This window comes from uncultured Arcticibacterium sp. (assembly GCF_964021845.1).
In the GTDB taxonomy this organism is placed as follows: domain Bacteria; phylum Bacteroidota; class Bacteroidia; order Cytophagales; family Spirosomataceae; genus Arcticibacterium.
Genome location: NZ_CAXHZC010000003.1, coordinates 243,029 through 257,184 on the forward strand (window position 1 = coordinate 243,029; position 14,156 = coordinate 257,184).

Here is a 14,156-nt window from a genome sequence, read left to right on the forward strand (position 1 = left end):
TCAAACTCCTGTTTTTACAAAGGGCGGTCTTTTAACCACGGCTTGAAGCATTTTCTTTCTAACTTTAATGAAAACCTCCGTCCCTTTTTTTGAAAATTCTTTATTTACAAATGCCAAAGCAATACCCTTTTTGAGCATTGGCGACATGCTTCCTGATGTAACTTCTCCTATAACCGCCCCCTCAGCATCGCACACTTCATAATGGGCTCTAGGAATACCTTTATCTATTAGCTCTACTCCTACCAACTTCCTTTTTAGGCCATTTTCCTTTTCTTCTTTCAGATTATCTGAATTCACAAAGTCTTTAGTAAACTTAGTAACCCAGCCCAAACCAGCTTCTAAAGGAGAAAAAGTGTCGGAAAGATCGTTTCCGTATAGACAATACCCCATTTCTAATCTTAAAGTATCTCTTGCTCCTAGGCCTATTGGTTTTATGTCAAATTCAGCACCTGCCTCAAATATTTTATGCCAAAGGGCTTCCGCATTCTCTTTAGGAACATATAATTCAAAGCCACCCGCCCCCGTGTAACCCGTAGCAGAAAGGGTGACATCTTTTACATCACCAAAAGTACCTTTGGTAAAACTATAATATTCAATGTTGTCTAAAGGAATATGTGTCAATTTCTGAAGTGTGGCATTTGCCTTCGGTCCTTGTACCGCAAAAAGGCACAGGTCATCAGACCAATTAACCATCTCCACATTTTCGGTATTATACTTCTGAATGTGATTCCAATCTTTTTCTATGTTTGAAGCATTGACCACAAGCATATACTCATCTTCGTCAATTCTATACACCAAAAGGTCGTCTACTACTCCGCCTGTCTCATTAGGCAGGTAACTATACTGAGCCTTTCCGTTATAAAGCAATGAAGCGTCATTAGCAGAAACTCTTTGAATCAAATCCAGAGCACCTTCCCCCTTCAGGTAAAACTCCCCCATATGACTTACATCAAATATACCTACCGACTCCCTAACAGCCATGTGCTCCTCAATGTCCGATGAATACCTAACTGGCATATTAAAGCCTGCAAAAGGTACAATTTTACCGCCAAGTTTTTCATGTAAATCACCAAGTGGAATGTTCTTTATTTCCGACATATTAAATTTAATTCTGTTAAAACATAAAATTACGAATACTAAAGCATTCGCCCATTTTCTAAAAGTATCTTCTTATTTATTACCGCCGGCAGTTCTTCCACGTTATGCGTAACATAAATCAAGGTTTTATTAAGCTTCGAAACCAGCTCATTCACTAAATCGCGAATAAATACCATATGGTTATAATCAAGGTTTTGACAAGCTTCATCAAACAGCAATAATTCGGGGTTTTTCACTAAAGCCCTTGCCAGCAAAACCAACCTTTGCTCACCTGAAGACAGCTCGCTCAGCAATCGATTCTCAATACTTCCTAAATCCAAAAGCTTGATAATTCTTTCCAATGCTACTTTATCCACATCGCTTAGCTTTTTAAATAGGCCAATTGTATCAAAAAGACCAGAAGCTATCACTTTCCAAACCTCCATATTCTTAGGAAAGTAAATATGCATTTCGGGCGACAAGTATCCCGTTCTCTTCTTTATCTCCCAAATACTCTCTCCTGAACCGCGTCTTTTACCAAAGAGGTATAGCTCGTTTTGATAAGCTTGTGGATTATCTCCTGTTAATAAGCTAAGTAGTGTACTTTTTCCAGAGCCATTTGGCCCCATCAAGGCCCACTTTTCACCTGCCTTCACTTCCCAGTTCACCTCTTGCAATACAGGCTTATCTCCATAAACCACCTGTCCATTTACTAGTTTAATGACCGATTCTGATTTAGGTTTTTCCGTCTTAAAATATTGGAGAAGTTCTTGATCAAAATCTAGTTTTAAACCGCTGTTTTCGTTCTTAGGAAAAGGCCTTTCCGAAACACCACTCAATTTGCCAGCTTTTAACTCGATAACCTTATCAATAGATTCAGGCATATCGTCAACATTGGCGACCAAAACCAATCGCACTTTCATACCTTCAAGCAGGTTCTTTAATGCCAATTTACTTTCCTGATCTAGCCCTATAAACGGATTATCCAATAAGAGAACCTTCGGTTTTTTCAAGAGAGAAAGGGCGATAAGCGACCTTCTTGTTTCTCCGTTAGAAAGCGAAGTGACTTTTCTATCTAGAAGGTGAGCAATATTCATTTTCTCTGCCACCTCTTCTACCCAAGCCTTTTCATACGTAGGTTCAGGTAAATCTACAGACTTGCTGTCTACAGTTCCCACGGGCATCACCTGATTCTGAATTACCTCATAAAGCGTGGGGCCTATTTCAGAGTCGTGAGCGTGGTACCGCTGCTGATAATATTGATAGGCAGGGCCCACAAGCCTATGAAAACCATAATCTCTAGGCACTAATTCTATCTCAGAGTAATGTGGCTTTGCTATTTTTCCTTTCCATGGAAAAACCTTTCCCGCCATGGCGTCAATTAGCGTACTCTTTCCACTTCCGTTCTCTCCTATTATTCCAAAATTTTGGCCTTCGGCTAATTCCAGATTGATGTCGGACAAAACTATGTTCTCTCCTTTTTTGATATAAACTTGATTGAATAAAATCATTTGGTAAAATTAGAGTTCTGGTCTTAGAAAAGAATCATTTACAGAAAATAAGTCTGTTAAAACTAACCCGTAGAATTTCTATTTCTCCTCATTTTTAGTAGTTTTCAATAAACAACCTCATTTAGAATGACTTGGAATATTGTATTCTGGATTCTTGCCTCATACGTAGTTCTGAGTACGCTTGCATATTTTATTCAAGATTTCTTCATTTTCAAGCCAGAGAAGCTTTCCGCTGATTTTGAATTCAAATACGATTACCCCTTTGAAGAGCTAAACTTTACTGTTTCAGATAAAGTCACCATAAACGGACTTCGTTTTTTTAGCGAAGAAAAGGAAAAAAATGGCCTTGTCATTTACTTTCATGGAAATACCAGAAGTATTAAAGGCTGGGCAAAATATTCCCGGGATTTCACGGTACATGGCTATGACGTGCTAATGATTGACTATCGCGGTTTCGGCAAAAGCAGAGGGAAACGCTCTGAAAAAGCCATGAAAGAAGATGCTCAGCATGTTTACAACAGACTTCGCTATGATTTCGGAATACTTGAAAGTGACATAGTCATTTATGGTCGTTCTTTAGGTTCAGGCTTCGCCGCAAAACTCGCCTCTTCAAATAAACCTAAAATGCTAATTCTAGATGCTCCATATTATAGCTTCTCAAATTTGACAAGTCGCTTTCTTCCCTTTCTACCCCTTAGCATCATTCTTCGCTTTAAAATCAGAACGGACGAGTGGCTTAAATACTGCCGCTGCCCTATTTACATTATTCACGGGACAAAAGATTTATTAATACCGCTGCGTAGCAGCGTTCGTTTGTCAAAAGTGGCTCCATTAAACACACATTTGGCCCCTATTTATGGTGGTGGACATAATAATTTACCCTCCTTTCCTGAATACCATAGAGTCCTGCGGGATATTTTGCTTGGTCAGTATGACGAGTTTGACAAACAAATCTTAGGTGATATTGGATTCAACACTTAATCAAACAAACAAATGAAATTTCTCAAATGGCTCATTCTTGGCTATTGCCTGATTTTGGTGATGTTATACCTCATTCAAGATTTTGTCATTTTTCGTGCAAACCCACTTCCTGAGGCTTATCAATTCAAGTTTGAACAGCCCTTTGTTGAGAAAAACTACACTGCCGCTGACGGAACCGAGGTAAACACCTTATTCTTTCCAACTTCTCAAAAATCAAAGGGTTTACTCTTTAATAACCACGGAAACAGGAGAAATTTATCTAGATGGGGTCGTTCTGCAGAGCAATTTACAAGTCTAGGTTATGACGTTTTCTTTTATGATTACCGCGGTTTTGGAAAAACAAAAGGCAAACCCAGTGAAGAAAATATATTTAGCGATTCGGCTTTCCTATATGAAGAAATGAAAAAGGAATATAGTGAAGACAGCATCATTGTTTATGGACGCTCGCTAGGCTCAGGGGTCGCTGCAAAACTAGCGGCAGAAAACAACCCTAAAATGTTAATTCTTGAAAGTGCCTATTACAGCATGGCGGAAGTGGGAAAAATGCATTTGCCTATTTTCCCTTACAAATTGCTGATAAAGCACCCCTTTGATACTGGCAGCAGAATTGACAAAGTAAAGTGTGGGGTTAAACTTATACATGGAACAGAGGACAGATTGATTCCTGTGGAATCTAGCTATATGTTGACAAAAAAAATGGGTAAGTCGCCAGAAGACGTACTTACCCTTTTACCTGGCGGCCATCGTGGTTTATACCGCTTAGACCAATACCAAAAAGTATGGAAGGAGTGGTTGGCTCCAGAATTACTTACACCTTAGGCGGCAATAACTTATACATCACTGGCGTAACTATTCTGGTTAAAATTAGTGACGAAATCAAACCTCCAATAATTACCAAAGCCAAGGGAGAGTATAGGGGCGAATGCTCCAAAACTAAAGGTGTTAAACCTCCAATAGCAGTTAAAGTGGTCAATACTATAGGAATGAATCTTGTTTCCCCTGCTTTTTCAATAGCCGCATCAATACTCAAGCCTTCGTCTGAACGAAGGAAGTTGGTATAGTCTACCAAAAGAATGGAGTTTTTAATCTCTATTCCTGCTAAAGCAATAATCCCTACCGTAGCTGTAAAAGAAAGGGAGTTTCCTGTTAAATAAAGAATAGTCACTGCCCCAATAATTCCCAATGGAATAACCGACAGGACGATAAAAGAGCTTTTAAAGGTTTTAAACTCCAAAATCAAGATGGCCAAAATTCCAAAAATGGTAATGATAATGATGTTCCCTAAGCCCCCAAATGTTTCCTTTTGACGCTCTACTTCACCAGATATTTGATATCCATAGCCTTCTGGAAAATCTATTTGCTCCAGTTTTTCTAAGAATTCTTCATTGACCGCAGGTGTCAAAAAACCATCCGCCACAAAAGACGACACCAAAACATAACGCTCCTTATCGTAATGGTTAATGTTGTTTGGAGAGCTCTCAAAATTTACCGTCGCCAATGCTTTCAAAGGAACCTGAGCACCGTTTCCTGCTAGCACGTAAATCTTGTCAAAAACGTCAAAGGTACTATTGGTAGCATTCTTCAATCCTACATTAATGGCATATTCATCTCCTGCTTCATCCCTATATTCTCCGATATTCAAACCGGCAATTGCCATTCTTACACTCTTGTCAATTTCAGAAGTTGGAATACCAAACATTCCTGCCTTGTCTTTATTTATTTTGACACGGAGGTCCGTATTTATGACCGTAGACGGGTTGTTTATATAAATAGTACCTTCCGTTTCTTTATAGGCATTTTCTACTTTGATTGACAAATTCCTTAGCGAATCAATATTATCTCCAAAGACCCTAACCGCTAACGGAGCTGCTACTGGCGGACCTTGCTCAAACTCTTTTACGATGATTTTTGCCCCTGGGTAATCCACAAACTTCTCACGAAGCTCGTTTACCAAAACTGTCCTTTCTGGCACTTCGGTATCTTCTTGAAGCTGAACAAACAACTGAGCAAATTCAGAACTAGCACCTCCCCTTGGTAAGAGGTTATAATAAATTCTTGGATTGTCTTTACCTATGTTAGAAGCATAGTTTCTTACCAAAGGCTCTTCTGAAAGTGTTTTTTCTACAAAACGATCGACCTTATCTGTTGTTTCTAAATTTGTTCCTACTGGTGTGGTGATATCTATAAGTAATTGTGGTTTTTCAGACTTTGGAAAAACACTAATACCAATCACAGGAATTAAAGCTAAGCTTCCGCCAAAAATACAAACAGCAATTAATAGCGTAATGAGCGGTTTTGATAAAGACCAATGAAGGATTTTACGATAGGAACCTTCAATTCCTTTTTTCATGTATTGTAAAACGATGTTTCCCTCTTCACTGCTGTGCCTTGGCATAATCATACTTGCCAAAAATGGAACAATGGTAATAGAAACAAACAAAGACGCCAGTACTGTCGCGATTACAGCCATTGGCAAACTTCTTATAAATTCGCCAGATGCTTCTGGTAAAAATATTAAGGGTAAGAAAGCGAAAAGTAAGGTTGCTGTACAGCCAACTACCGCAAGTCCAATCTGTTTTGTGGCTAAAACGGCAGCTTCTTTCCTACTATAACCCTCTCTTAAAAATCTGGCAATGTTTTCAACGACCACAATGGAATCATCAACCACCAAACCTAGGGCAATCACCAAACCAACTACGGAAAGCTGGTTTATTCCAAAACCCATCAGGTCTAAGCCCGCCAAACCAATGGCTAGTGAAAGCGGAATGGAAACCATAACAATTAAAGCCGCTCTAAACCCTAGGGGAATTAGTGTAATCATTACTAAAAGAATAGCAATGATAAAGTCACGAGCTAAGCCTAGCAATCGTTTTGAAACGGAATCTGCTTGGTCAAAACTTGTTTCATAGGTCAAATTTGCTGGTAAGCCTTCTTCAAAACCTGAAATAATAGGTTCAACCTCCGCTTTGACATCAAAAATATTCGTATTGCTTTTTTGCGTAGCTGTAATAAAAACCGCTCTCTTTCCATTAAGTCTGGCTTTATAAGTTAGCTCCTCATAACCCATAGTCACCTCCGCAATATCTTTCAGGTAAGTCACCTGTGTACCCGAAGTACTTACAATGGTGTTCTCTATTTCTTCTAAAGACTTATAAGAACCCGAAGTTTTGACGTTCAGTCTTCTTTCGCCAATCTCAATAGAACCAGCAGGTATATCAGCATTTTCAGACTGAATTAATCCCATTACTTGATTTATCGGGATTTTATACTGAGCCATTCTGTCGGTATTTAGGGCTATTTTTACTTCCCTATTTGGGAAAGCATGAACCTCCGCTCCTTTTATGTCCTTTACTTTTTCTAAGGCTTCCTTTAATTCTTCTGCTTTTTCTTTCATCTCCTGATAAGGGGCCGTTTCCGACATCAGGGCGGACTGTAGAATATTGACAGATTCTGGCGTGTACTTAAAAACATCAAGACTGTATATGTCTTCAGGAAGCTTGCTTCTTATCGCGTTAAGTTCTCTCAGCGTTTCACCATATTTCTCGTCGTCATCCACGTAGTGCATAAACTCCACCGTAATATTAGCAACTCCATCTCCCGATACTGAAACAATCTTTTTTACATCCTCCAATCCATTCAGCCGGTCTTCTATGGGGTCTACAATTAGCTTTTCCATATCCTGCGGACCTGTTCCTGGATAAATAACCACCACCGTATTAAATGTTGCTTTTAAAACCGGGTCTTCCGCCTTAGGCATGGTTAATAATGAGCTAATGCCCAGGGCCACTATCATAACAAATATGATAATGGTGAACTGATAATTTTTAACCGAAAACTCTGCTATCTTCATATTATTGACCTTTACAGGTTTACTACTTTGACTTTTTGACCTTCGCTTAAAAAGTTAGCCCCAAGGCTCACCACTTGGTCTGAAGAACTCAAACCACTTAAAACCTCCACTTTATTGTCCTTTATTCCGCCAATTATGATTTTTCTCCTTTCCACAGATTGACCATTAAAGACAAAAACTGAAGCACTTTCATTTTCCGCTTCAATAAGCGTGGTAGCCGGAACCAACAAAACTTGCCTTTCTGACTTTGGTGTAATTTTAGATTTAGCCACAAAACCTGAGATTAGTTTTTTACCATTACTGTTTAGCGTGAGCTCAGCCTCATAGGTGCCCGTGCTTGGGTTTATTACCTGAGCTATTTCCGTAACGCTGGCAGGAAAAACCTCACCAGGGTATGCGTCAAGTGACACTTCCGCTTTATCACCAATCTTCAATTTGATTATATCCTTATCTGCCAAACCAACTTTTACATTAAAAGAAGAGCCGCCAGTTCCTAAAATAATGGCTGGTGCAAAAGGGGTAATAAGCTCTCCTTGTTCCGAAATTTTCATCAATATTTTACCGGACTGAGGTGCATATATTCTTGATAATTTCTGGTTAAACTTGGCAGTTTGCATGGTTTCTTTCGCCAATGAAAAAGCCGTGGTGGCATCTTCTAAATTATTCTTTGTGGCTACTTCGTCTTCTAGCATTCCTTTGACACGGTTTACATCTCGCTCGGCTTTTTCTAAACCTAGTTTGGCTTGATTGACCGCAGCATCTATTTCAGACATATCAAGTTCGGCAAGTAATTGACCCGCCTTAACGTATTGTCCTTCTTTGACATACATCCGTTTTATCATTCCGCCTGTTTTGAAGGCTAGTTTTAATTCGGCTTTAGAAGAAAGCACGCCACTTGCCAAAATATCATCTTGAATAGTTTTTTGAATGGGGAAAACCGTACTTACGGACTCTAATTCTTCTGTTTGAACTGTTTCACCTTCTTCTTCCGTGCTTTTACAAGACCAAAGAAGTACTCCAATGGCAAACAAATAGCTGATTTTTTTCATTGTATTATAGATTTATTGAGCACTAACTTTATCCAAAACCGACTTCTTTAACCAAATATCAAACTTGGCTAAAGAGGTTTTTTGGGCTGCTATCAAATTGTCGTTTTGAGCTTTTATGAGCTCTATATAAATGGCGTCTGCGTTTTTGTATTTTTTCTCCACTATTCCAAGAAGGGAAGCCGTGTTTTCTAAAGCCTTTTCTGATGCTTCTAGTGTTTTCAAAGAAGCCCCATAATCAATATAGGCCTGGGCCACTTGCATTTTTATTTGCTGTTCGGCTTCTAGATATTTCACATCTAAAATTTTGCCTTGAATTTCAGTTTGCTGGATTTTGTGTTTCTTTTCGTTTCCATGGAAAATATCCCAATTTAAACCGACCTGACCTATAGCGTATGCTTGATTACTAAAGGAATAACCGTAACCCTGAAAACCCGTGCTTCCACCAAAATAAAGGCTTGGAAGTTTAGCACTCTTTTCTTGTAGCTTAAGCACCGTATTATTTACGTTCATTCCTGCTTTTAATTGACTGAACTCAGGTCTGTTTTGCAATGCGTCGCTCTGCAAAACTCCTATTTTCTTAGCAAGAGGCAGTTGTTTCAACAGCAAAGAATCAACTTCGACAGGAGTATCAAAAGGTTTATTAATCAAAAAATTGAAGTAGGCTTTTGCTTTGTCAATATTCTTTTGAGCATTTGCCAAATCTCCATCAAGCTTATTGATTTCGTATTCTGACGAATAAATAACATCCTTTAAGGCTAATTGATTTTTGACAAGTCGCTGATTGAAATCAAGGTATTGATTCAAAAATTCTCTAGAATTTTTATAAATATCAAAGGCTTCTAAGCTTTGCAAATATTGATAATAGGCCGCTTCAATATTATATTTTAACTCATATTCCAGCAAATCCCTTTTTCCCTCTTCAGTTTGAACCAAGTCTCTTTGAAGCTGAATATTATACTTTATTTCAGGATTAAATAAAGGCAACTCAAATGTAAATTTCGTTTCATGAAAGTTGTTGGGTGCAAACTGAACATCCTGATTTTCCACTGTTGGAAAGTTTTCACTTTGCGTAAGCTGGTTAAGGGTTCCATAAACTGGGTTCAACAAATCTCCGATTGGAAACTCAATACTCCTCCCTCCTGCTGCCAGTGTATAATTAGGGGCAAAAGTGATTTTTGGAAAAATATTAGACCTCGCTATGTCAATTGCCTTCAGCGACTTTTCTATTTCTAACTTTTGTTGTTTCAATGCTAAGTTAGTGCCCAAACCCTCTTCAATATACGCGTCCAAAATTTGAGCATTTGTTTCTGTCAAAAAGGTGCAAAATACTGCTAGAAGAAAAAACCTTTTCATAGCTATTTGATTACAGTTTTCAGCAGATTCGAACTGGCCTTTGCCAATAATTTCCCTTCCTTATCAAATATTTGACATTCCACATGAGCAATTGTTTTACCTGCTCGCACCACTTCTGTCTCAATAGTAATTTCGTCACCGGTTTTAGCCGCTCTTAAGAAGTCAACGTTTAGATTAACTGCCACGAAAAAACCATCACGCCCTAGCGTATGTGTGGTCATTCCGATAACCTCATCAATAATTCCAGCCAAAACACCGCCATGGGCTATTCCTGCAGGATTAGCAAATTCTTCTCTTACCTTGTATGACATTTTTATCTTGCCTTCCTCTGCTGCTAAAAGAGTTCCATTTAACCATCTTCCATACGGGGATGGGCTTACATTTTTGGCTTCTTTGCCAATCATTTTTTTGAATTGTTCTATCATAATTATTTACCTATTCTACCCAAGTGGGTGTCTTTAAAATCTGTTTCGTACTTCAAGCCATAACCAAATACTCTATCCAATGCCGAGTGAGAAAACAAAATAATTCCTGCTAGCGAAACCATTTCTAAGCCGTAGGTGAAGCCTATTATTATTATAAAAATTCCTAATGCCTTGTGATGAAAAAAGTTATAAAGCCATGCTCCTACCTTACTACCAAAAACATAACCCAGCATGCTGAAGTCAGGAACTAAAATCAACGCAGGAAACCACCACCAGGCCAAAGAAAGTTTAGTAAAAAAGAAAATTCCTAAACCGAACTGAGCCAGCTCTTCTAAACTTATTACGTTTTTCATTTCGCCTTCGTCATTTTTAGAGTGCTTACAAAAACCTTGTATGACTTCATCATTCTATCTAAGCTTCCCAACTCGTCATCTCCAAACATCTGGAGCCTTTTTCTGCATTTGAGTGTTACCAGACCATGCACAAAACTCCACACCATTAAAGAAGCGTCTTCAAGCTCGTAATCTCCTAAGTAGCCTTCTTTTTGACAATCTTCTACAAGAAATTTCAACATATCAAAAGCCTGCATCCCCTCATCCCATATTTCATCTGCTCCATCTAAGCACTCCATAGGGGCCTCCATGACAAACATCAAATCATACATTTCGGGATTATTATAGGCGAAGGAAATATATCTTTTACCCATATCTTCTAGCCTATCAATAGCCTTTTCGGCAGGCTCAGGACTTACCAGGGCAACAATCAGGTTCTGAAAAGCGACTTGATGAAGGTGAAAAAGAAGGTCGTTTTTATCTTTAAAGTATAAATAGATAGTACCTGGGCTATACTCTATTAAATCCGCAATATTCCTAATACTTGTCTTTTCAAAACCTTTCTCTAGAAACAGCTTTTTTGCGGCTTCCAAAATTTTGGTTTTCATTTCTTCCTTTTCTCGTTCCTTTCTATCGGAGATGCCCATCTAAACAGTGTTGTTATAATTTACACTACAAATAAAATGAACAGCGTTCACAAAACAAAGAGTGTTTTTAAGTTTCTGTAAAAATTACCCTCTCTCTTCAATAAACACCCTCTTTAAATAGTATTACCTTTAGTAAAACATGAATGTTAAAATGAAAAACCTTTTCAAATCCGAGAATATTGTTTCGCTGCTTAATAGAGCTTTTCAAACACATTTAAGGTTTCCATTTACATTAATTTGTGCTTTTGCAGTTTCCGTTTTATCAATAATTATGGCGGAAGCAACCGACAGTAACAATCCCACACTCATGAAGGGGCTCGTTACTTTTGCACTTGGTGTTCCACTTTTCTTTAGTATTGAAATATTTAATGAGCGACGTTCAGTTTCTAAATGGCTTAGCCTATTCGCTAGTCTTCTCTTTTTAGCCCTTTATTATTTTCTAAATGACGTAAGGGCACCATTTGAAAATGAAAATCGATTTATAATCAGAACCCTTGTTCTTGGACTTGTCTTTCATTTGGCCGTTGCAGTTTCTCCATACCTAAAAAAGGGTCAGACCATCCAATTTTGGCATTATAACAAAACCCTCTTTATTGCTATTTTAACTGCCGCCCTATATTCAGCTACTATATTCGCTGGTTTAAGTTTGGCCCTACTCGCCCTTGATAAGCTGTTCGAATTGAACTTTGACTCCGACCTTTATTTATATCTCTGGTTTATCATCGCCTTTTACATCAATACCAATATTTTCCTAAACTACATTCCAAAGCTTGATGAAATAGATAAAGAACGGTTCTTTCCTAAAGGTCTACAAACCTTTACCATCTACATTTTGCTGCCATTAGTTGCCATTTATCTACTTATACTAATTAGTTATCAGGCAAAAATTGTTTTCCAATGGTCCCTTCCAAAGGGTTGGGTAAGTAATTTGGTGCTAGCCAGTGGCGTTTTTGGCGTGCTTGCTTTCTTACTTCTTTATCCTATTCAAAACAAAAACACTTGGGTCAAAAAGTTTAACAAAGTGTTCTACTGGCTTATGCTACCCTTAGTGGCTCTGATGTTTGCGGCTATCTATGTTAGGCTAGATCAATATGGTTTTACAGAACCACGCTATTTCGTTTTAATTCTTGGTATCTGGCTTTTAGGAATTTCATTGTATTTCATTATTAGTCAAAAAGACAACATAAAGCTTATACCTATCAGTCTTATGTTACTGGGACTCATTAGTGTTTATGGCCCAATCAGTTCCTTTAATGTTTCTTACATAAACCAAACTACAAGGTTAAACGACGTTTTAACAAAACACAGCCTCTTAGAAAATGGGAAGTTTGTCGAAAACAAAAAGCTTGATTTATCAGAAACAGAAACGGATAAAATATACGCTGCTATAGAGTACTTGTGTGAAAATAACCTCGAAAACTTTGAGCAATATTTAGACGCGACGCAGTACGAAGAGCTAACGAAAGCCCAAAAATATCAAAGAGCTTCTAAGATAGAAAAATGGCTTAGTCTTCCCCAAAAATCAAAGAAACATACACCTCTCATAAATATATACCAAGACTTAAATGGCTTTCATAAAACGTATAATGCAGACTTCGCCATACCATTTTATCTCAATTCAAATAAGGTTCAAGGGAAAAGCGATAAGCACAACATTGCCTACCTCTTTAAAAAGAAATCTGACACTGAAATCCATTTTGAATTAAACGACGATATCTTTGACTTTAACCTAAAAGCTCTCCAATCTCCGGACTTTGAACAAACAGAAGAAAACCTAACTTTTAAAGAGGAATCAAATAATTGGAAGGTGACATTAGTTATTACGCAATACTATGAATTCAGTGACAAAGAAAGTAATATAGAAGGCAAGGTTTATCTAAAGAAGAATTAGCTACTTAAAGCTCTTAAGCTTCTCAATAATAAATTTCATAGCTTTGCCTCCTTGTATTTAAAAGCATCATAATGAAATATTTCCTCGGCATAATTCTTCTCGTTTTTGGTTTTACTTTGCAGTCCTGTTCTGAGACTAAGCAAGAAAACACCACTTTAGAAATTACTCGTTTTGACAAGGAGTTAATGTCTATTGAAACCAAAGAAGAACTTGTTTCTTTTCTTCAAGAAAACCCTTGGTATAGCAAAAGCTTATATCGCGTCTTTCCGGATGACACGGCATTTATCAGTCACCTTTTTTATATCATAAGTCATCCAGGAACCCAGACCTTTTACAAACAAGTAGATAGTACTTACGGTGATCTAGCTCCATTGAAAAAAGAGCTTTCTACCGCATTTGACAATATCAAAGAACACTATCCTTCTTTTGTTGCACCAAAAATTTACACCACTTTTACAGGAATAGAAAACGACATTTACGTTTCCGATTCTGCTGTAATTATTTCTTTGGAATCTTTCCTTGGGCCTAAGGCCATGTACCGACCAGACCAGCCTAGCTATATTTTACGACGATACGACAGACCTTATATTGTTCCTACCATTGTTAGGTTACTTTCTGATACTTTCATAAAGTCGACACCGGAAGGTTCTATGCTTAATGACATGGTATATTTTGGTAAGTCATTTGAATTCACACAAACCATGCTTCCAGAAGCTGCCGACTCTCTTATTATCGGGATACCTGATAGTTCTCTAGTAGGAAACTGGTATGCTCAAGATCTTATTTGGGCACATTTCATCGATAAAAATTTACTTTTTGAGCAAAACCAAAAGGTGAAAGAAAAGTACTTAGGTGAACGCCCTAAGGTTCCTGAAATTGGTTCAAGCTGCCCAGGACGAATAGGACAATGGCTAGGCTGGAGAATCATAGATAAGTTTCGAACGGAAAACCCTTCGGTAACGTTTAAACAGCTAATGGAAATGACTGACATTCAAGAAATTTTACGAATGTCAAAATATCGAGGCGAGGTAGAAGAATAA

At 38.0% G+C, this 14,156-nt stretch carries 12 protein-coding genes; 4 read left to right on the top strand and 8 right to left on the bottom strand.

Annotation, left to right across the window (positions count from 1 at the left end; all coding sequences use genetic code 11):
- Together gcvT and AADJ06_RS10580 are read right to left on the bottom strand one after the other, a co-directional pair.
- Entirely contained in the window at window positions 1–1,098 is a 1,098-nt protein-coding gene (gcvT, locus tag AADJ06_RS10575) for a glycine cleavage system aminomethyltransferase GcvT (RefSeq protein WP_341226412.1), read from the bottom strand.
- A gap of 38 nt (window positions 1,099–1,136) precedes the next feature.
- Window positions 1,137–2,588 carry an ATP-binding cassette domain-containing protein gene (locus AADJ06_RS10580; protein WP_341226413.1) on the bottom strand — a complete coding sequence of 484 codons (1,452 nt, stop codon included), beginning with the start codon at window positions 2,586–2,588 and terminating at the stop codon, window positions 1,137–1,139.
- 126 nt (window positions 2,589–2,714) lie between these two features.
- On the opposite strand from AADJ06_RS10580, the gene AADJ06_RS10585 reads away from it, so the two are divergent.
- Together AADJ06_RS10585 and AADJ06_RS10590 are read left to right on the top strand one after the other, a co-directional pair.
- The gene (locus AADJ06_RS10585; protein ID WP_341226414.1) at window positions 2,715–3,569 is read left to right on the top strand and encodes an alpha/beta hydrolase; all 855 of its coding nucleotides are present in this window, start codon (window positions 2,715–2,717) and stop codon (window positions 3,567–3,569) included.
- Window positions 3,570–3,581: 12 nt separating this feature from the next.
- Window positions 3,582–4,388, top strand: coding sequence for an alpha/beta hydrolase (locus tag AADJ06_RS10590; protein ID WP_341226415.1), 807 nt, complete (start codon window positions 3,582–3,584; stop codon window positions 4,386–4,388).
- On the opposite strand, the gene AADJ06_RS10595 is transcribed toward AADJ06_RS10590, so the two are convergent.
- From AADJ06_RS10595 to AADJ06_RS10620, 6 genes are read right to left on the bottom strand one after another with little or no spacing between them, the layout of a single operon-like run.
- Complete coding sequence (locus AADJ06_RS10595; RefSeq protein ID WP_341226416.1) at window positions 4,378–7,419, bottom strand: efflux RND transporter permease subunit; 3,042 nt, start codon at window positions 7,417–7,419, stop codon at window positions 4,378–4,380. The genes AADJ06_RS10590 and AADJ06_RS10595 overlap by 11 nt on opposite strands.
- Window positions 7,420–7,430: 11 nt before the next feature.
- Entirely contained in the window at window positions 7,431–8,468 is a 1,038-nt protein-coding gene (locus tag AADJ06_RS10600) for an efflux RND transporter periplasmic adaptor subunit (protein WP_341226417.1), read from the bottom strand.
- A gap of 12 nt (window positions 8,469–8,480) precedes the next feature.
- Window positions 8,481–9,821: a TolC family protein gene (locus tag AADJ06_RS10605; RefSeq protein ID WP_341226418.1), complete on the bottom strand. Its 1,341-nt coding sequence runs from the start codon at window positions 9,819–9,821 to the stop codon at window positions 8,481–8,483.
- A 2-nt stretch (window positions 9,822–9,823) separates the two neighbouring features.
- On the bottom strand, window positions 9,824–10,246 hold the full coding sequence (locus tag AADJ06_RS10610) for a PaaI family thioesterase (protein ID WP_341226419.1): 423 nt from the start codon (window positions 10,244–10,246) through the stop codon (window positions 9,824–9,826).
- A gap of 2 nt (window positions 10,247–10,248) precedes the next feature.
- Window positions 10,249–10,599, bottom strand: a complete 351-nt coding sequence (locus AADJ06_RS10615; protein WP_341226420.1) for a DUF4260 domain-containing protein — start codon at window positions 10,597–10,599, stop codon at window positions 10,249–10,251.
- The gene (locus AADJ06_RS10620; RefSeq protein WP_341226421.1) at window positions 10,596–11,186 is read right to left on the bottom strand and encodes a TetR/AcrR family transcriptional regulator; all 591 of its coding nucleotides are present in this window, start codon (window positions 11,184–11,186) and stop codon (window positions 10,596–10,598) included. The genes AADJ06_RS10615 and AADJ06_RS10620 overlap by 4 nt, the downstream gene beginning before the upstream one ends.
- A gap of 190 nt (window positions 11,187–11,376) precedes the next feature.
- Here AADJ06_RS10620 and AADJ06_RS10625 point away from each other — a divergent pair, with 190 nt between their 5' ends.
- Window positions 11,377–13,116, top strand: a complete 1,740-nt coding sequence (locus AADJ06_RS10625) for a DUF4153 domain-containing protein (protein ID WP_341226422.1) — start codon at window positions 11,377–11,379, stop codon at window positions 13,114–13,116.
- Window positions 13,117–13,187: 71 nt separating this feature from the next.
- On the top strand, window positions 13,188–14,156 hold the full coding sequence (locus AADJ06_RS10630) for a gliding motility protein (RefSeq protein ID WP_341226423.1): 969 nt from the start codon (window positions 13,188–13,190) through the stop codon (window positions 14,154–14,156).